The organism is Rhodanobacter sp. FDAARGOS 1247, assembly GCF_016889805.1.
Lineage (GTDB): Bacteria > Pseudomonadota > Gammaproteobacteria > Xanthomonadales > Rhodanobacteraceae > Rhodanobacter.
In genome coordinates, this window is record NZ_CP069535.1 from 153855 (window position 1) to 174388 (window position 20534).

The following is a 20534-nucleotide window of genomic DNA, read 5'->3' on the forward strand; positions in this document are numbered from 1 at the left end:
TGTTCCGGTCGTTCAGGCAGATAGCCGGGCATCAGCCCCGTACCCGCGACGTCCAGCAACCTTCTGCCCGAAGGTAAATCCACACAAATGTCGACGTCAACAAAATGTTCAATAAATATTATTGGTCAGTAAAAATTTGCGATGTTTTTGCGCATTAATCGCAAGATTCTTCGATTAATGGATTAATACCGACAATTTCTCGCGGAAGCTGACTTGAGCATTAATGGCGGGACTCCGGTCTCCCGCAGATGGATCTCCGCGCCGCCACGGCTCGATTGCGGCAACCCGGCGCCGGCGCTAGAGTTGCGCGGTTCAGGTGTCCCGCCGGCGTACAAGCCAAGGGATGAAACGGGAAGCCGGTGCGTGGTGTGCGATCACACTGCAAGGCCGGCGCTGCCCCCGCAACGGTAAGCGAGATCCACGAGCGGCGAATGCCACTGTGCAAGGCACGGGAAGGCGTCGTTCGGGGCATGCGCATCACGGCATGCCGCTCGCCAGCCCGGAGACCGGCCCGAACGATTCCTGGTGGCTCGCGGTGGGCGAGGCCGAACCACGTGTCGGTCGTTCCTGCCTGCCCGTCGTTCCGTCTTCCTCCTGCGCGCTTCCGGCCCATGACATTGATGGCGGCGCGCGGGTGCGTCGCCTTGAGGAAACGAACCGACATGAAGAAGACCTTGCTGGCAGCGGCGCTGCTTGGCTGCACCCTGGCGGCGCACGCCGCCGACCAGAGCGAAGCGGCCCATCCGGGCGCCGTGGTGGTCACCGCCACGCGCACCGCGATCACCGTGGACGACGCGCTGTCGTCGGTCAGCGTGATCACCCGCGCCGACATCGAACGGCTGCAGCCGCTGTCGCTGGCGGACCTGTTGACCGGCCTGCCCGGGGTGAGCTTCGCCAACGCCGGTGGCTATGGCCAGCAGACCTCGCTGTTCCTGCGCGGCACCAATTCGGCGCACAGCCTGGTGCTGGTCGACGGCGTGCGGATCGGCGGCATCGGCAGCGGCCTGGCCGCGTTCGAGCAGATTCCGGTGGAACAGATCGAGCGGATCGAAGTGGTGCGTGGCCCGCGTTCCAGCCTGTACGGCGCCGACGCGATCGGCGGCGTGATCCAGATCTTCACCCGGCGCGGCTCGCAGGACGGTGCCCTGCGGCCCTCGTTCAGCGTGACCACCGGCAGCCAGAACCTGCTGCGTGGCCAGTTCGGCCTGTCCGGCGGCAGCGAACACGCCTGGTACAACCTCGCGGTGGGCGCGCAGCACACCCGCGGCATCAACTCCTGCCGGGTCGGCGCCGGCACCGTGTTCGCCGGCTGCTACACCGACGAGCCCGACAACGATCCCTATCGCAACGAGAACCTGGTGGCCAATGGCGGCTACCGCTGGGACAACGGCGCCGAACTGCGCGGCAGCTGGCTGCGCAGCCTGGGCGAGATCCACTTCGACGGCAGCTACCAGAACCGCAGCCGCACCGTGCAGCAGACCGCCGGTGCCGCCTTCAGCTTCAATCCGCTGCAGGCGTGGAAGACCACCTTGAGCGCTGGCCAGAACATCGACCGCTACGACAACTACGAGAACGAGAGCTTCGTCGGCTACATCTGGTCGAAGCGCAACCAGGCTTCGTGGCAGAACGACGTCAGCCTCGCCGACAACCAGCTGCTGACGCTGGGCGTGGACTGGCAGGGCGAGAAGATCGAGAGCGACACCGGCTTCCTGGCCACCCGCCGTCACGACACCGGCAGTTTTGTGCAGTACCAGGGCACGTTCGGCCGCAACGAAGTGCAATTGTCCGCACGGCGCGACCACAACAGCCAGTACGGCGACCACGACACCGGCGCGGCGGCATGGGGCTATCGCTTCGATGGCGGGCTGAAGCTGTCGGCCAGCTATGGCAGCGCGTTCCACGCGCCGACCTTCAACGACCTGTATTACCCCTACGGCAGCGGCAACCCGGACCTGAAGCCGGAGAAGTCGCGCAGCGCCGAGCTGGGCCTGAGCCGGCAGCTGGGCTCGTGGAACTGGGCAGTGAACGCGTATCAGACCCGCATCGACCAGTTGATCGCGCTGGACAGCAACTACTTCCCGATGAACGTCAGCAAGGCGCGCATCCGCGGTGTCGAGGGCCAGCTCGGCGTGAACCTCGGTGGCTGGCAACTGCAGGGTTATGCCAGCTGGCTGCAGCCGCGCAACGACGACGGCGGCGTGAACGACGGCAGGGTGCTGCAGCGGCGCCCGGAACACACGGCGCGGATCGATCTGGATCGCCGCATCGGCGAGTGGGGCATCGGCGCCACCGTCAACGGCGCCGGGCGCGCCTTCGACGATGCGGCCAACCGTCATGCGCTTGGCGGCTACTCCACCACCGACCTGCGCGCCAGCTGGCACTTCGCACCGGGCTGGCAGCTGGAAGCGCGCATCGCCAACGTGTTCGACCGCCAGTACGAAACGGTCTGGTACTACAACCAGCCTGGGCGCAGCGGCTTCCTGACCCTGCGTTACAGCCCCGCGACACGCTGAGTCGGCCGGCGAAGTTCGAGCCGGCAGGGAAGCCGGCGCTTCGGCGCCATCGACGGAACGCAGGCGGAACGAACAGGGATGTTCGTGTCCTTGCCGGGTGCATTGCCGGCGCCGGGACGCCCTCGCGATCGGTTCTCGCCGACCGCCTTGCTCCGCCTGGACCACCGCGGTTGTCGATCGGTGGCGCGCTCCCGTTATGCTTGCGCATCAGGGAGGGCCATTTGAATATTTTCGCACCGTTGATCCGCCGCCCCGTCGGCACCTCGTTGCTCGCCATCGGGTTGATGCTGGCCGGCTTGTGGGCGTACCTGTTGCTGGGCGTGGCCGCGTTTCCGTCGATCGAGTTTCCCGGCGTGGCGGTCTTCGCCCAGATGCCCGGCGCCAGCGCGCAGACCATGGCATCGACCGTGGTGGCGCCGCTGGAGCGTCACCTGGGCCGCATCCCCGGGGTCAAGCAGATGTTCTCCAGCGCCAGCGAAGGCGGCGCCCAGATCCAGGTGCTGTTCGACTTCGGCCGCACCACCGATGCCGCGGCGCGCGACGTGCAGGCGGCGATCAACGCCGCGGCCGCCGATCTGCCGCCCGGCCTGCCCAGTCCGCCGGGCTTCTTCAAGTTCGACACTTCCCAGGTGCCGGTGCTGCTGGTCTCGCTGACCTCGACCAGCCTGCCGCCCGACCGCCTGTTCGACCTCACCGACACCTTGCTGAAGCCGGCGGTGGCGCAGATACCGGGCGTGGCCCAGGTGCAGGTCAGCGGCGGTACGCCCCATGCCGTGCGCATCGCGCTGAACGCCTCGTCGCTGGCGGTCAAGGGGCTGACCACCAACGACGTCGCCAACGCCTTGCGCGCGGCCAACGTCACCTCGCCGCAGGGCATGCTGAGCAACGGCGTCACCCGCATGACGGTGACCGCCAACGACGCGCTGCACACCCCGCAGGACTTTGCCTCGCTGATCATCTCCAGCCGCAACGGCGTGCCGGTGCGGCTGTCCGACGTGGCCACGATCAGCAGCGGCCAGCAGGACCAGTACACCGCGGCGTGGTTCAACGGCACCCGCGCGGTGACCATGCAGATCAGCAAGCGGCCGGAAGCGAACGCGGTGGCCACCGTCACCGCGATCCGCGCGCAGTTGCCCGTGCTGCGCAACCTGCTGCCCGCCGACGTGACGATCACCCCGATCTTCGACCTCACCCCGACCACCGAATCGGCGCTGCACGAGGTCGAGGTGGCCCTGCTGATGAGCATCGTGATGGTGGCGCTGGTGATGCTGGTGTTCCTGCGCCGGCTGCGTCCCACCCTGATCGCGATGCTCAGCGTGCCGCTGTCGCTGGCCGGCGCGCTGGTGGTGATGTGGATGATGGGCTTCACCCTGAACATCTTCTCGCTGGTGGCGCTGGTGCTGTGCGTCGGCTTCGTGGTCGACGACGCGATCGTGGTGATCGAGAACATCGTGCGCCACATCGAGCGCGGCATGGCGCCGCTGCAGGCGGCGCTGACCGGCGTGCGCGAGATCGGCTTCACCGTCATTTCGATCACGCTGTCGCTGGTGGCGGTGTTCGGACCGATGGTGTTCGGCAACAACATCTTCACCGTGCTGATGCGCGAATTCGCGGTGACCCTGGTGGCGACCATCGTGATCTCCGCGGTGGTCTCGCTGACGCTGACCCCGGCGCTGTGCGGCCGCAGTCTGCTGCAGGAGCGGCCCGAAGAGCACGCGCCGGGCCGGCTGGAACGATGGGCTGAACGTTTCGACCGCTGGATGCTCGGCGTCTACGAGCGCGCGCTGGACTGGGCCATGCACCACCGTCGGGTGATGCGCTGGCAGCCGCCGATCCTGCTGGTGCTGACCGTGGTGCTGGCGATCGCCGTCGGCATCACCGCCGGCGGCGGGCTGATGCCGAAGGAAGACACCGGCCTGTTGCGGGCGCGGATCAGCGCGGCGGCGAACATCTCGCCCGCCGAGCTGGCCAGCCGCACGCGGGCGATGGCGGCGATCATCCAGGCCGATCCGGCCGTGCTGGACGTCTCGACCATCTTGGGCGGCGGCAACAGCGGCGGCGCGGTCGGCAATCACTCGGTCCTGTTCGTCGACCTCAAGCCGGTGGGCGAGCGCAACGTCAGCGGGCAGCAGGTGGTCGACCGTCTGGCCGTCCACTTCAAGAACGTCAGCGACCTCGACGTGTCGCTGTCCGCGGTGCAGTTCTTCGGCGGCGGTGGCGGCGGCGGTGGGGATGGCGGCGTCGGCCAGTATTCGTTCCAGCTCAACAGCACCGACGGCACGCCGCTGCAGGAGCCCACCCTGCGACTGGCGCGGGTGATGCGCGGGATGACGCAGTTCAAGGATGTCAGCAGCAGTTTCGACGGCATCGGCAAGCAGCAGATGGTGCAGGTCGACCGCGATGCCGCCGCGCGGCTGCAGGTGGGCATGGGCCAGATCGACTCGGCGCTGTACAACGCGTTCGGCCAGAACCAGGTCTCCATCATCTATTCGGACATCAACCAGTACCGGGTCGTGCTCACCGCCGACCAGGCCGGCGAGCTGAGCCCGCAGGCCCTGCTGGGCGTCTACGTGCGCAACAGCCAGGGAAAAATGATTCCGCTGTCCGCGCTGGCGAAGATCGAGCCGCACCTGGCGCCGGTCACGGTCAGCCACTTCGACCAGCTGGAGTCCGCCTCGATCAGCTACAACCTGGGCAAGGGCATCAGCCAGGCCGACGGCCTCAAGCTGGTCGACCAGGCGATCTTCGCCGCCCGGCTGCCGCCCGGCGTGCAGAAGAAGTACACCGGCGACAACCAGAACCTGCTGGACGCCCTGAACAACGCGCTGCTGATGCTGCTGGCGGTGATCCTGGTGATGTACGTAGTGCTGGGCGTGCTGTACGAAAGCCTGATCCATCCGCTGACCATCCTGTCCACCCTGCCGGCGGCGGGCATGGGCGCCTTCCTGGCCATGCTGGTCACCCACACCCAGCTGACCCTGATGTCGATCATCGCGGTGCTGATGCTGATCGGCATCGTCAAGAAGAACGCGATCCTGATGGTCGATTTCGCCCTGGTCGCCGAACGCGAGCGCGGGCTGTCGCCGCCCGCGGCGATCCGCGAGGCGGCGCTGGTGCGCTTCCGCCCGATCACCATGACCACCCTGGTGGCGATGGGCGCGGCGCTGCCGCTGGCGATCGGCTTCGGCTACGGCTCGGAGCTGCGCCAGCCGCTGGGCATCGCCATTCTCGGCGGCCTGCTGGTGTCGCAGCTGCTGACCCTGCTGAGCACGCCGGCGATCTACCTGTGGCAGCATGACCGGCGCGAGCGCAAGGCGGCGCGGCAGAAGCTGCGCGCCGAAATCCGGCGCCAGCGGGCGCTGCAGCAGCAGATGCCGGCCTTGCCACGATGATCTCCGCCACCCCTGCCTTCCGGCAGGGTGTGGACTTCAGGCACATTCGCCGCGCCCCCCGGGCGGGCATAAAGCCCGCATGAACGGAACTCTCGCCTTGCACGTCGCCACCTTGCTTCGCCGCCGCCTGCGGGTGCCGGCACGATGAATGTCTTTGCGCCACTGATCCGCCGCCCGGTCGGGACCTCGCTGCTGGCGATCGGCCTGATGCTGGCCGGCCTGTGGGCCTACCTGCTGCTCGGCGTGGCCGCGCTGCCGTCGCTGGACTTCCCCGGCGTCTACGTGGTGGCCAACCAGCCCGGCGCCAGCGCGCAGACCATGGCCAACACCGTGCTGGCGCCGCTGGAGCGGCACCTGGGGCGGATTCCCGGCATCGACGAGATGTACGGCAACGCCAGCGAGGGCTCGGCCTCGGTGATGGTGCGCTTCACCATGGACCGCACCGCCGACAGCGCCGCCCGCGACGTGCAGGCGGCGATCAACGCCGCCGCGGTCGACCTGCCCAGCGGGATGCCTTCGCCGCCGCAGTATTTCAAGTTCGACACCTCGCAGATCCCGATCCTGTTCATCACGCTGACCTCCAGCGGGATGCCGCAGGACCAGCTGTTCGACCTGGCCGACACCTTGCTGAAACCCGCGGTGGCGCAGATCGATGGCGTGGCCCAGGTGCAGGTGTTCGGCGGCACCCCGCATGCGGTGCGGATCGAGCTGGACACCACCGCGCTGGCGGCCAAGAACCTCACCGCCAACGACGTGGCCAATGCGCTGCGCGCGGCCAACGTCACCTCGCCGCAGGGCATGCTCAGCGACGGCCGCACCCGGATGACGGTCAGCGCCACCGACGGCCTGCAGTCTCCGGCCGAGTTCGCGCACCTGCTGATCTCGGTGAAGAACGGCACGCCGGTGCGGCTGTCCGACGTGGCGAAGGTGTACAGCGGCCAGCAGGACGAATACCAGGCCGCCTGGTTCAACGACCAGCACACCGTGGGCCTGCAGATCAGCAAGCGGCCGGAAGCGAACGCGGTGGCCACGGTGGAGGCGATCCGCGCCCGCCTGCCGCAGCTGCGCGCGTCGCTGCCCTCGAACATCGAGATGTCGCCGGTGTTCGACCTCACCCAGACCACCAAGTCGGCGCTGCACGAGGTGCAGGTGGCGCTGCTGATCTCGATCGTGATGGTGGTGCTGGTGATGCTGCTGTTCCTGCGCCGGCTGCGGCCGACCCTGATCGCCACCCTGAGCGTGCCGCTGTCGCTGGCCGGCGCCTTCGTGGTGATGTGGACGCTGGGCTACACGCTGAACACCTTGTCGCTGGTGGCGCTGGTGCTGTGCATCGGCTTCGTGGTCGACGACGCGATCGTGGTGATCGAGAACATCGTGCGCCACATGGAACGGGGCGAGCCGCCGATGGCGGCGGCGCTGACCGGCGTGCGCGAGATCGGCTTCACGGTGATCTCGATCACCCTGTCGCTGGTGGCGGTGTTCGCGCCGCTGCTGTTCGGCAACAACATGCTGGTGATGCTGCTGCGCGAGTTCTCGGTGACGCTGACCGCGGCGGTGGTGATCTCGGCGCTGGTCTCGCTGACCCTGACGCCGGCCCTGTGCGCGTGGATGCTGGAACACGAACCGGCGACCCGCAAGCCGCCGGGCCGGATCGAACGGGCGGTGGAGAGCTTCGATCGCCGCTTGTCGCGGGCCTATGAAAGCGCGCTGGACTGGGCGATGCACCATCGCCGCATCATGCGCTGGCAGCCGCTGCTGCTGCTGTTCCTCACCTTCGCGCTGGGTTTCGCGGTGGCCAAGACCGCCGGCGGCACCTTCATGCCCGACGAGGACACCGGCCAGCTGCAGGTCGACGTCAACGCCGACGCCAACATCTCGCCGGCGCAGATGACCGAGCGCACGCTGGCGGTGGCGAAGATCATGCAGGCCGACCCGGCCGTGCTCGACCAGCTGACCATGCTGGGCGGCAACAACGCCGGCGGCGCGGTGGGCAACAGCGCGCAGATGTTCGTCGACCTGAAGCCCCGCGGCCACGGCCCCGGCCAGCGCGAGGAAGGCATCAAGCAGGTGGTCGAGCGGCTGTCGAAGCAGTACGACCAGCTGGCCGGCGTGAAAGTCTCGGTCAGCGCGGCGCAGTTCCTGGGCGGCGGTGGCAGCGGCGACGGCGGCGGCCAGTACGAATTCCAGCTGGTCAGCAACAACGGCGAGGACCTGCAGCCGTGGGTGCTGAAGATGGTGCGGCAGATGCGCACCATCAAGGAGTTCCGCGACGTCGGCAGCAACTTCGACCAGGTCGGCAAGCAGCAGCTGCTGAAGATCGACCGCGAGGCGGCGGCGCGCCTGCACGTGGGCGTGGGCACGATCGACTCGGCGCTGTACAACTCGTTTGGTCAGCGCCAGGTCTCGCAGATCTACTCCGACATCAACCAGTACGCGGTGGTGCTCAGCGCCGCCGCGGCGCAGACGGTGAGCCCGGAGTCGCTGCTGAACATCCGCGTGCGCAACGAGCAGGGCCTGATGATCCCGCTGTCCGCGCTGGCCACCATCGCGCCGAACATCGCCCCGCTGCGGGTGCGCCATCACAACCAGCTGGAAGCGTCCACCATCACCTACAACCTGGCCAAGGACGTGCCGCAGGACCGCGGCGTGAAACTGGTCGAGCAGGCCGCCTTCGCAGTGGGCCTGCCGAACGGCATGAAGGTCGAGTACACCGGCGCCAACGAGCGCCTGCAGAAGTTCCAGTCCAACGGCATGGTGCTGCTGTTCGGCTCGATCCTGGCGATGTACATCGTGCTGGGCATCCTCTACGAAAGCCTCGGCCACCCGCTGACCATCCTGTCCACCTTGCCCGCCGCGGGCGCCGGTGCCTTCCTCGCGATGCTGGTGACCCAGACGCAGATCTCGATGATGGCGATCATCGCGATCCTGATGCTCATAGGCATCGTCAAGAAAAACGCGATCCTGATGGTCGACTTCGCCCTCGTCGCCGAACGCGAACGCGGCCTGTCCGCGCCCGAGGCGATCCGCGAAGCGGCACTGGTGCGCTTCCGCCCGATCACCATGACCACCCTGGTCGCGATGGGCGCTGCGCTGCCGCTGGCGATCGGCTTCGGCATCGGCTCGGAAATGCGCCAGCCACTGGGCATCGCCATCGTCGGCGGCCTGCTGGTGTCACAGCTGCTGACCTTGCTGAGCACCCCGGCGATCTACCTGTGGAACCACGACCGCAAGATCCGCAAGGCGGCGCGCAAGGCGCGCCGGGCGGAGAAGAAGCGGTTGAAGGCGCTGGGCAAGGTGCAGGTTGCAGGCTGAGACTGCGCATGTCTTGACCACTCGGAAGGCCGAGTCCCTGCGTGCATTCCGGCTCTGAAGCATGCCGCGTGCTGCGGACTGAACTGCGCTTGTCGCAAGAACTTGCTCGTTGACACGGCGCCGCGACGAGGCAGAGTCTTTCCACGAGCCCGAGCATCAAGCAGCCAGGATCAGGTGGCCGCCTCGGCCAAAACCGCTCGCACCTACGACGCGATGAACCGGGTGCTGACGATCAGTCCGCCGACGGGAACGCAGGGCACGACGTACACGTGCGACACCCGAGGCCACGTCGCCAGCGCCAGTTCGGGCATCAGCCTGTGGTGGCCAACTACGACACCCGTGGAAACATCACCGGCGAGGCCCTGTGGGTGAATGGCCAGAACGCTTGGGGCATCGGCTACTCCCACGATGTCTATAACCATCTATCGGCCATCGGCTACCCGGGCAGCCCCGGTGAAGGCGTCGCCTACGCACCCGATGCACTGGGCCGCGCCACCCAGGCAGGCAGTTACGCCAGCGGCGTGCACTACTTTCCCGACGACAGCGAACAGGGCCACCTGTTGGGCAACGGCATCAGCGCCCTGATCCAGAAGAACACGCGTCTGCTGCCGTCCGGCCTCAGCTATGCCCGCGGCGGTACGCAGCGCCTGAATGAGGCTTACCTTTACGACAAGGACGCCAACCTCACCAGCGTCACGGATCTGGTCAACGGCCAGAACAACCAGACCCTGGGCTACGACGGGCTGAACCGGCTGATCTCGGCGATCGCGCCGAATGCGTGGGGTACGCAGTCCTACGCCTACGACGCCCTCAACAACCTGCGCCAGAACGTCAACATCGGCTTTCCGATCAACATGCACGTGGACGCCAACAACCGCCTGACCAGCGTGACGTTCGGCACCACTCCGTTCACCACCTACCAGAACGACGCTCGCGGCAATCGCACCGCGATGACCTACAACGGCGTCACCACCCAGTACAGCTTCGACGCGAAGAACCAGCTGCTGGCGGTGCCGGGCGTGGCCAGTTACGCCTACGACGCGGCGGGGCGGCGGATCATGAAGACGCCCGCCGTGGGCGGCGCTACGGCAGCTACCTACAGCTTCTACAACCAGGCCGGGCAATTGATGTTCGGCTACGACGCGGCCACCGGGCAGGGCACCAACTACATCTACCTCAACGGCAAACTGATCGCGCGGCACAAGGGCAACACCGTCACCTACCTGCTGACCGACCGGCTGGGCAGCCCGGTGCGCGAGGCGGATGCCAGCGGCAATGTCACGGCGAGCTTCAGTTACGCACCGTACGGCAGTCTGTCCAGCGGGCCGAACCAGAGCCAGCCGGGGTTTACCGGGCATGTGAATGATCCGGAGACGGCGTTCGTTTATATGCAGGCGAGGTATTACGATGCGGGAACGGGGCATATGCTCAGCGTCGATCCGGTGGGGTCGGTGCCGGGGGATATGTTTGGGTTTAATCGATATTCGTATGCCAATAATAATCCGATTATTAACGTCGACCCGGACGGTCGTGCAACCGATCCGGTGGAAGATGTAAAAGAGGGTCGTGTGGAAACACCGGGTGTTGCATTGCGGAGCGCTATGAATGAGGCCGTTGGAAGAGATCTGGTTTCTCAGATACGCAGCATTGATCCAAACTATCAGTTGCCATCTGTTTCAGGGCCCGCGGGTGGGCCATATTATACAGATATCACAAATGATATACTTTCAAGCGATTTATCCAATTTGCAAAAGAACGGGACGCCTCAATGTCTAAATCCTGATACGCCGACAGCTGGGCAGCAAGCTCCTAATTTTGTTGTGTCGCCGAATGGTACCGCCTTTCCCATTCCGGAAGGGGCTCAAGGGCCAAAGCCGGTGATTAATAATTCTGGAAATCAAACGGGAATTTCGTTCACTGGCGGATCTGGTGGCTCCAATGGGCAAGTTTCGACTATTAGGATAATGAATCCAACTCCAGCTAGGGTAGAAGTCCCGGTTATCCAGGGGGATACATCAAGTATGAAAACTCGGCATCACCCAAGCCGCAAGGGGTAGACCCATACAGTGGTCAGACTTTGCCAAATTCTCAATCGCACTTTCCAATTGAATAGCCAGGACTGTGATGAATAAGTCAAAATTGAGTGCCATTCTTGGTTTAAGCGTTTCTGATGCCGTTTTGACTGGTGACGATGCCGGAATCGCCTTTGAAAATGGAGCTAGTCTCGCCGTTTACAATAAGTACGAGTTGGCGGGATTCACTTTAAGCGAGGCGCATCTATTGATTGGTAGCGCTGTAACATATGTAAACGAAACTGATGATGCGGTTATCATTGAATTTGGGGGCAAATTTTTGCTTAAGGTGAATATGCAAGATGAGGCTTATACGGGGCCGGAGGCAATGCAGATGCGAGTACCCGGAACGCCAGTTGTGATCTGGAACTAGAAATAAAAAAAGCTTTGTGAAGCCTTAGGGTCAGGTCCTGAGGTTTCCCCACGAATTCATGTCGGCACACCGAGTTGATTGCGGCAAAAGGGGTCAGAGACATTATCCGACGAGGAGTGGTGGTCTGAACTGATGGTGGGGCTTGGTTCGGGCTGCGAGGATGGGGCTGGTCAGAAGATGGCGGGAGGCCGTCATGCCACGTCAGCGCCGTCTTGACTTGCCCGGGGTTCCGCAACACGTCATCCAGCGCGGGAACAATCGCCAGCCGTGCTTCCTGCGCCTGCAGGACTACCGGTGCTACCTGAGTCAGCTCGGCGAGGCGGCGCTGGCACATGGTTGTCGAGTCCACGCCTATGTATTGATGACCAACCACGTGCACCTGCTGATGACGCCGGAGGTGACCGGTGCGGTCGCGCGAACGATGCAAGCTCTCGGCCGCCGCTATGTGGGTTACTTCAATGCGACCTATCGGCGCAGCGGCACGCTTTGGGAGGGGCGCTACAAGTCCTGCCTGATCGACAGCGAGCGCTACCTGCTCACTTGCTACCGCTACATCGAGCTCAACCCCGTGCGCGCCGCGATGGTGGAGGTGCCGAGCGACTACGCCTGGTCAAGCTACCGCGCCAACGCGGAGGGCGTGACCGACCGTCTCGTTCACCCGCACGACGCGTATGCTCAGTTGGGTGCGACAGTTGATGAGCGGTGCGCTGCCTATCGTGCCTTGTTTCTTGAAGCGATCGGGGAGGACCGAATGAGCGAGATTCGCGCTTACGTCCAACAGCAGCGCGCCCTGGGAAGCAGCCGGTTTCAAAACGCCATTGAGGCAGAACTGCGACGCGTCGCGACGATAAGGCCGCGAGGCTGGCCGCCAGGGAAGGCCCGAGCTACCGGGGTCGGTCGTGAATAATGTCTCTGACCCCTTTTGCCTTTCCTTTTGCCTTCGTTGATGTATCAGGTGGAGCCCGGCAAGGCGCGCACCACCAACTTCATTTACCTGGGCCGGAAACTGGTGGCCGATAACGAGACGCTTCTGCTGGTGGCGCCCGGTGCGGTCAGCTTCGACCCCGCGCCGAACAACGGCAGCTATACGGTCAGTTGGGGCGTCGTACCCGCCGCCACCAGCTATCTCTTGCAGGAGAGCGCCAACGGCGGCGCATGGACCACGGTCTACAGCGGCAGCGCGGCCAGCAAGGCGCTGAGCGGCAGGGAAGGTGGCAGCTACGTCTATCGGGTGGAAGGGTGCGTGGGCACCACCTGCGGCGGCTGGACCACGTCGGCCACGCTGGGCGTGCGCCCGGCACTGCCGACGGTCAGCGTGCCCAGCGGCACGATCAACGGCAGCTACACGGTGAGCTGGACGGCACCGGCCAGCGCGACCGGCTACGACGTGCAGGAGCGCCTCAACGGCGGCAGCTGGACGACGATCGCCAGCAACACGGCCGCCACGTCGATCAGCCGTCCGGGCACCACCAGCGGCAGCTACACCTACCAGGTGTCGGCGAAGAACACCTCCGGTAGTCGCGGTTGGGCGGCCTCCAGTGCCGTGACGGTGGACACCACCTACGGCGTGGTGCCGGATGTGCCGGTCAGCTTGACGGTGCCGGCGACCAGCGCCACCGGCAGCGTCACGATCAGTTGGAGTGCGGCCAGCCTCGCCACGACCTACGTGCTGCAGCAGAGCGGCAACGGCGGTACGACGTGGAGTGCGGCCTACAACGGCAGCGGCACCAGCACGGCGATCGCCGGGCTGGTCGACGGCAGCTATGTCTATCAGGTACAAGCCTGCAACACCTATGGCTGCAGTGCCTGGCAGGCCGGCAGTGCGACGCTGGTGGTGACCCATCCGCCAGTGTCGGCCCCCAGCCTGACGGCACCGGCCAGCAGTGCCAGCGGCAGCTATACGGTGAGCTGGAGCGGCGTGCCCGGGCCGGTCAGCTACACCTTGCAGGAACAGGTCAACGGCGGCAGCTGGGCCACGATCCAGAACAATGGCACGACCAGCAAGGCGATCAGTGGCAAGGGCAACGGCAGCTACGGTTATCGGGTGCAGGCATGCAACGTGAGTGGCTGCGGGCCGTGGAGCGCCACCGACACCACCACCGTGCTGCTGCCACCCGCGGCGCCATCGAGCATCACCGTGCCGGCGACCAGCAGTGGCAGCATCGCGGTGAGCTGGGCGGCGAGCGGCACGGCGACCAGTTACACCTTGCAGCAGCGTCTGGGCAGCGGCAGCTGGGGCAGTGTCTACACGGGCGCGGCCACCGGCAGCACCCGCACGGTCACGGCCAGTGGGAGCTACACGTACCAGGTGCAGGCATGCAACGCGAGCGGTTGCAGCGCATACAAGGCCAGCAGTGCGGTGACGGTGACGATCCCGCCGGCCACGGCGCCGAGCCTGAGCGTGCCGGCCAGCAGCAGCACGGGCAGCTACACGGTGAGCTGGGGCGGGGTGGGCGGCGCGACCAGCTACACCTTGCAGGAGCAGGTCAGTGGCGCTAGCTGGGCGACGATCCAGAGCAGCAGCGCGACCAGCAAGGCGCTCAGCGGCAAGGGCAATGGCACGTACGGTTACCGGGTGCAGGCATGCAATGCCGGTGGCTGCGGGGCGTGGAGCGGTACCGGCAGCATTGCGGTCACCCTGATTCCGGCTACGCCGGGCGCGCCCAGCCTCAGTATCAGCGGGCCATCCTACAAGCCGGTGGTGAATGTAAGTTGGACAGCCGTGACGGGGGCCACCAGCTACCAGCTGGAAGAGACGCATCCGCAGGATGGCGTGATCGTCATCAACAACGGCTCGGCCACGTCGTGGCAGGAGTTGATCTACGCCAGCGGCACGGTGACGTTCCGGGTAAAAGCATGCAGCAGTGCGGGCTGCTCGGCATTCGGCGCATACGGCAGCATCATGTTGAATTCCGGGCTGGATATGCCGCTGACGGAGCCAGAGGACACGCCCACTGACGACCAGGAGCCGACGCCATGATCCGGTACGCGCAATGCTTGATGTGGCTGGTGGTCTTGCTGGCAACCCCGCTGGTACACGCCGGCACGCACCATCATTACTACACCGATCCTCAGGGCACGGTGCTGGCGAAGACCGACGCGCAAGGCAACATCATCGCCACCTACGAGTACACGCCGTACGGGGTGCCGGTGACGAGCATGGGGGCGGCACCGGATGGGGTGGGGTATACCGGGCACGTGAACGATCCGGAAACGGGGCTCGTTTACATGCAGGCGCGGTATTACGATCCGATGGGACGAATGCTTAGCGTGGATCCGGTGGGGCCAACGCCGGGGGATGTGTTTGGGTTTAATCCGTATGCTTATGCCAACAACAATCCGATCGTTAATGACGATCCGACTGGGCGGTGCACGAGGTCGTTTATGGGTGGCGGTGATGGCGATTGTTTAGATAGCGGCTCCATTGCCGGGCGTGAACACGCAACTTTTGCGAAATCTAGAGAGGCAGATGGGCATGTCAACCAGGCGCAACAACAGACAGGTCGGCAGCCCGATGGTTCCTACATTGCTCCAACAGGTCCTGGCTCAGAGATATACAACAGGACACACGGTGGAACCAATGGCCAAGTTCTTCATCTGCCGAATGACACGGAAGGCCAATGCGTGACGGCATGCAAGCATTTCTCGGGTATCACGGCCCCTACAAAGGTTTGGAAGAAAGGAGCGGCTGTATCGGGTAACAGTTCCCTCCCAATCGGCACGGCGATTGCTACCTTCGGGAGTAATGGCAAGTACCCCACAAACGGGGATCAAAACTCGGGAATTTACATGGGGCAAGGAAGTAAGCCGGGGAGCATTCTGATTTTGGATCAATGGCCAGCCTACGGACCACCAACGAATACTCCGGCCCATCCCCCATCGATAAGGGAAATGCCCTTCAACTCCGACTATGGGCACTCCATGGCAAACAGTGCGTCGGCTTATCACGTCATTATCGTTCCCTGAGGTGAGACATGAAGGGTTATTCTTGCATCTCTTTTATGCTGTTGCTTAGCACGTTGGCGCGAAGTCAGGGTGCGCCGCAAAGCAAGCCGCCTTCCTTGCCTAATCAGCCTGAGATAGCAGTTGGCGCCCTCTATAAACAGGTGGTGATTCGGCGCACCCTCGGCATTCCATCCGGTGCGGACATGCGTGCTTTTACGCCATACTTAAGCAGGGAGTTGCGTCACCGATTTGATCTCAACAATGCATGCCTCGTTGACTGGCGTAAGCAAAATCCAGGCCCTAATTTGAAGCCGCCGGTTGGACTGATCGAGAACGGAATATTCTCGGGTGCCAATGAGGAAGCTGAGCCGCAGACTTTTCATATCGAAAGAACCGAGCCGGGGAAACGCTTCTCTCGCGTGTACGTGCGGCTTACCGTCGGCAATCCTCCAAACAAGCCACTGGTGTGGTACGTGGCAGCGGTGGTGGTTCACGAAAACGGTCGCCCTGTCGTTGACGATGTTCTTTACCTAAAAGACGAGAATGGCGAGGTCGAATCACGTCTGTCGACAGACCTCTCTTCAGGATGCAACGGTTCTCGCTGGGTAGGAAAAAAAGGAGCCGGAGGCTGAGGTTTCCCCACGTTTTCAAAAAAGGCAAAAGGGGTCACCATTTCGCCGCCCAGGTCAATAGGCACGCAAAAACCCGTCTCCGTCCTGCGTCGGAGATGGTGATGTCCCGTCTTGCCGCTGACCACCAGCCGCTGTGTTTCATGCGGCGCGAAGATCGCGCCAGTCACCGTTCTGGTTAGAGCCGTGTCAGCGGCCCTTGCTGCTTGCCAAACACTCATCGGTCATCGCGGATCCCGTCCAGATGCACGTCATGCGTGGCACAGAATCACGGGCTCAAGGCCCAACCCTTGATGGCTCGGTCCGCGTGCGGTCTTGCGTACAACACGGGTGCCGACGGTCGCGACCTTTCAGAGTGACTGGCTCGAAGCCAAACCCCAGTTCCGGCCTGCGACCGCCAGCGCAATCAGAATCAAAGGGGACGGAGGTAGTTAAGCCTCGCTTGTTGATCCTGGCCGCCTGCGTGGACGGCAGACAGCGGGCCGCCCGAGGGTCATCTCCACCATGCGCTGAAACCGCTCATCGCCCAGTGCACGCCCCTGACTCACGTGTTGCGGGATACGCGTAAGGTCATCTCCCCTCATGCCTTCCCGCAACCACGTTCGATAGTCTTCCCCCCGCTCTTCGGAGCTGCAGCCCGCGCCAGGCAGGGCGCGCAGCGCAACCAGCGTCATGGGATTTGCCCGAGATGCGCGTGAACGCCTGACCAGCTATAGCCTTGCGCGCCTGCGGTGATGGCGGCACAAACAGGATCCAGTCCGATGGTTGTAGGCTGATGCGGTTTGCCGGCGATGGTGCCGGTCATTGGCGGGCAGGGGCATTCAATTGCCCCGTCTTCTGGATGGGAGTCGGGTTGTCATGGTCGTGAAGGTTTGGTGCGGAATGTGTGCGAGCGCCGCAGGGCATGTCTCATGAGACATGCGGACAACGAAAAGGGCGCACATGAACGGCCGTCGTCCTCCACCTTGAATGTCGGCGAGCAGTTGCGCGAGGTGGATCGACTGGCCCAGCTGGGCGAACTTGCGGAAGCGTCGCGATTGGTCGACGGGCTGCTGGCGGGACAGCCAGGGCGAGCGGAGCTTCTTCAGCGCAAGGCCAGGTACAGCATCCAGCAGGGAAGGCCGAAAGAGGCGATTCCCGCTTTGCGTTCGCTGTTGCTGCAATTCCCGGCTGTTGCGGCCCTGCATAACAGTCTGGGGGCGGCTTATGCCGGATGCTCGGATCACCGGGAGGCGATCGGCTGTTTCGACCGTGCGTGTGCGCTCGCACCGCAACGCTCGGACTACTGGTACAACCTGGCACGTGCGCATGACGCCGTGGGAGATGCGGAGGCGGTGAAGAAGGCCTGCGACCAGGCCATCGCGCTCGTGCCGGATCCGGAGACCTGCACTCTTCGTGGCAACAACCTGCGCATCCTGGGTCAGCTGGATGCCGCCGAGGCCGACTTCAGGGCGGCCCTGCAGCTTCGCCCCGGCCTGCTCGCCGCCTGGGTCGGACTGCTCGGCTTGAAGTCGGTGCGCCTGGATGACGCGGAACTCGAGCTTCTCGGCGAGCTGTATCGTCAATCCGCCCCGGGCACTGCGGAGCACGCGGGCTGGGGCTTCATTTATGGTCAGGCGCTGGAGGCCGCGAAACGTTACCCCGAGGCATTTCCGATCCTGGTCGAAGCGAATGCCTCGAAAGCGGCCCTGGTGCGCTGGCAGCCCGCCGAGCTGTCGACGTTTGTCGACGCTGCGGTGGCAGGCTTCTCCGGGGCCATCGGGCAGGCGTCGGATGCCTCGCTGGGACGGGAAGTCATCTTCGTGGTGGGCATGGCGCGGTCCGGCTCGACTCTCACCGAACAGATTCTCGGCGCGCATCCGCAGGTCGAAGGCGCCGGCGAGCTGCTGGATGTCCATGCCGTGCTGGCGGGCGAATCGGAGCGGCGGGGGGAGGCCATGCCGGGGTGGGCGGCCAAGGCCACCGGGGACGACTGGGCCCGCCTGGGACGGGAATATCTCGCGAGAACCGCCGCATGGCGCCGGTCGAAACCGGTGTTCACCGACAAGCAACTGGACAACTGGCGCTACGTGGGGGCCATCCGCGCGATGCTGCCTTCGGCAAGGTTCGTCTATTGTCGCCGAGATCCCGTCGAGACCTGCTGGAGCTGCTTCAAGCACTCCTTTCTTGGAAGCGATGCGGCGTATACCTACGACCTTCGCCATCTGGCAGCCTACAGTGCCGACATGTCGAGATTGATGCGCTTCTGGGAACAGCAGCATGCCGGGTCGATCCACGAGCAGGTGCATGAAACCTTCCTGGCCGATTCGGAGGCCGGGATCCGCGCATTGCTCGATCATTGCCGGCTGCCGTTCGATGCCGCGTGCCTGAGCTTTGACCGCTCCACGCGCGCCGTGCGCACGGCGAGCGCAGGCCAGGTGCGCCGGCCGCTCAGTGCCGCGACGAAGGTCTCCGCGTGTTACGGCCCGTTGCTCGATCCGTTGCGCACCGCGCTGCGCGACAGCGGCGTGGCATTTGCGGACGCCTGACGGCCAAGGCGGCCAGGGGATCGGCTTCATTTGCCTAGCATCAGGTCGCAGGTTCACGGTGGCGCTTTCCTGCACGCAGTGACGTGGCCTGCCTCCGCAAGTTTGCCTTCTGAACGCAGCTGGCATCGTGAGCCGGCATGCAGGAAGCGCGGCCGTTCGACCTGATGCCGCCAGGCGGTGCCGTGCTCCGGCGGCCTCGACGACATCGCCTCCGCGCGCGGCGCCGTCTTCGCGCCAGATGATCCGGGCGGATCTCGTGGCGCTGGCCAAGTTGTGGGCTGCCCTGGCGTCTTCGCGCAGGAGGCCGAGGCTGGCATCGTGGTGGCCCAGCCCGGCGTGAAGAAGCGCGGTGCGGAGCCAGCGTCGAGAAAGGCCCGCAGCGTTCTGGTTGAACGACATCCGGAGATCCCCTGAAATCGCGACGCCCCGGTCATCGCCGGGGCGTCGTCGTCAGAACGCCAGGCTGAAGCGCGCGACATCATCTGCGCATGATCGCGCTGGCCCATCTCGCAGTCGGCCGCCATGGCTGCCGGCCAGCGGAACTGGCATGGCGCGACACGAGGACTTGCGCAATTCGTGTTCAGGGTCTGGTTCCGCCACCTTGCCAGACCTGGTCCGCGTTGTAGGCTCTGCGTTCACGAGATTGGCGAGGGCACATGGGCCAGAGTCCCGAACTGTTGCGGCGCTTGCTGCGGGCGAAGGACCGGATGGACGGGGCGCCCCACGAGGAGTGGCCGGTGCGCCGGCTGGCGCAGGTGAGCGCGGTGTCGGCGGCGCATTTTGCGCGCTCGTTCCGGGATGCGTTCGGCATGCCGCCGCACCGCTATCTGCTCACCCGCCGCATCGAGCGCGCCACGGCACTGCTGCGTGATACCGACCTGCCGGTCACCGAGGTCGCGCTGCAGACCGGCTGGAACAGCATCGGTACCTTCGGGCGGATTTTCCGCGACATCACCGGCGAGAGCCCGGGCGAGTTCCGCGCGCGCCAGCGGGTGATGCCGCATGGGCGCGGGCATGTTCCGGAGTGCATCGTGCGCGCCGCGCATCGGCCCGATCTCAAGAGCGCAGTTTCGGAGAAGCGGCGCAGTGCGGTGACCGGTAAAAAGGCACTCCAATCCACGGAGGTTCCACCATGACCCAAGGTGTCGATGTAGCCGGACTGTATGTCCGCGATCAGGATGAAGCGCTCGCGTTCTATGTCGGGAAGCTGGGCTTTGTCGTCCATGCCGATGCGCGCAACGGCGACTATCGCTGGCTGACCGTGCGGCATCCGGAGCAGCCCTCGTTCCAGCTTGGCCTGTTCCGGCCGGGGCCGCCGATCCACGACGCGGCAACCGCGCAGACGCTCTGCGAAATGGTGGCCAAGGGCGCGATGCCGCCGCTGGTGCTGGTGGTGGACGACTGCCGGGCGGCCTCCGAGCGGCTGCAGGCGCTCGGCGTGGAATTCACCCAGGAGCCGATCAGCCGCTATGGCACCGTCGATGCGGGCTTTCGCGACCCCTCGGGCAATGGCTGGAAGATGATCGAGGCGAAGGCGTCTGCGCAGGGGGCGTCGTGAGCGCGAGCCAGTGGATCCGCCAGAGCCACCGCTGGCTGTCGATCGTGTTCACGCTGACCGTGATCGCGAACTTCGCATGGCGCTGGACGAGCCCGCACGAACCGCCGGCGTGGCTGACCTACTCGCCGCTGCCACCGCTGTTCCTGCAGTTGTTCAGCGGCCTGTACCTGTTCGCGCTGCCCTACACCGCGAGAGGGCGCAGCAAGGCCTGA

Annotated in this window: 13 protein-coding genes and 1 riboswitch; all 13 genes read left to right on the plus strand. The window is 64.9% G+C overall.

The genetic code is table 11. From position 1 onward, the window contains the following. Positions 1-297: 297 nt before the first annotated feature. A riboswitch (cobalamin riboswitch) is annotated at positions 298-530 on the plus strand. A gap of 132 nt (positions 531-662) precedes the next feature. The 13 genes from btuB (at position 663) to I6J77_RS00775 (ending at position 20534) form a co-directional block, all read left to right on the plus strand. Further along, positions 663-2513: a TonB-dependent vitamin B12 receptor gene (gene btuB / locus I6J77_RS00715; protein ID WP_204110163.1), complete on the plus strand. Its 1851-nt coding sequence runs from the start codon at positions 663-665 to the stop codon at positions 2511-2513. Between the two features lie 221 nt (positions 2514-2734). Continuing rightward, complete coding sequence (locus tag I6J77_RS00720) at positions 2735-5905, plus strand: efflux RND transporter permease subunit (protein ID WP_204110164.1); 3171 nt, start codon at positions 2735-2737, stop codon at positions 5903-5905. 144 nt (positions 5906-6049) lie between these two features. Then, complete coding sequence (locus I6J77_RS00725; RefSeq protein ID WP_204110165.1) at positions 6050-9217, plus strand: efflux RND transporter permease subunit; 3168 nt, start codon at positions 6050-6052, stop codon at positions 9215-9217. 320 nt (positions 9218-9537) lie between these two features. Next, positions 9538-11274, plus strand: coding sequence for an RHS repeat domain-containing protein (locus tag I6J77_RS00730; RefSeq protein ID WP_204110166.1), 1737 nt, complete (start codon positions 9538-9540; stop codon positions 11272-11274). 67 nt (positions 11275-11341) lie between these two features. Beyond that, positions 11342-11662, plus strand: coding sequence for a hypothetical protein (locus I6J77_RS00735; protein ID WP_204110167.1), 321 nt, complete (start codon positions 11342-11344; stop codon positions 11660-11662). A gap of 193 nt (positions 11663-11855) precedes the next feature. Then, entirely contained in the window at positions 11856-12569 is a 714-nt protein-coding gene (locus I6J77_RS00740; RefSeq protein ID WP_204110168.1) for a transposase, read from the plus strand. Between the two features lie 39 nt (positions 12570-12608). After that, a complete protein-coding gene (locus tag I6J77_RS00745; RefSeq protein ID WP_204110169.1) occupies positions 12609-14642 on the plus strand; it encodes a fibronectin type III domain-containing protein in 2034 nt (677 codons plus the stop codon). Then, the gene (locus I6J77_RS00750; RefSeq protein ID WP_204110170.1) at positions 14639-15628 is read left to right on the plus strand and encodes a BPSL0067 family protein; all 990 of its coding nucleotides are present in this window, start codon (positions 14639-14641) and stop codon (positions 15626-15628) included. The genes I6J77_RS00745 and I6J77_RS00750 overlap by 4 nt, the downstream gene beginning before the upstream one ends. 8 nt (positions 15629-15636) lie before the next feature. Beyond that, positions 15637-16239, plus strand: coding sequence for a hypothetical protein (locus tag I6J77_RS00755; protein WP_204110171.1), 603 nt, complete (start codon positions 15637-15639; stop codon positions 16237-16239). Between the two features lie 908 nt (positions 16240-17147). Next, positions 17148-18764 carry a sulfotransferase gene (locus I6J77_RS00760; RefSeq protein ID WP_204110172.1) on the plus strand — a complete coding sequence of 539 codons (1617 nt, stop codon included), beginning with the start codon at positions 17148-17150 and terminating at the stop codon, positions 18762-18764. 656 nt (positions 18765-19420) lie between these two features. Further along, a complete protein-coding gene (locus tag I6J77_RS00765) occupies positions 19421-19900 on the plus strand; it encodes a helix-turn-helix transcriptional regulator (protein ID WP_204110173.1) in 480 nt (159 codons plus the stop codon). Continuing rightward, a complete protein-coding gene (locus I6J77_RS00770; protein WP_204110174.1) occupies positions 19897-20322 on the plus strand; it encodes a VOC family protein in 426 nt (141 codons plus the stop codon). The genes I6J77_RS00765 and I6J77_RS00770 overlap by 4 nt, the downstream gene beginning before the upstream one ends. Continuing rightward, a complete protein-coding gene (locus tag I6J77_RS00775) occupies positions 20319-20534 on the plus strand; it encodes a hypothetical protein (RefSeq protein ID WP_204110175.1) in 216 nt (71 codons plus the stop codon). The genes I6J77_RS00770 and I6J77_RS00775 overlap by 4 nt, the downstream gene beginning before the upstream one ends.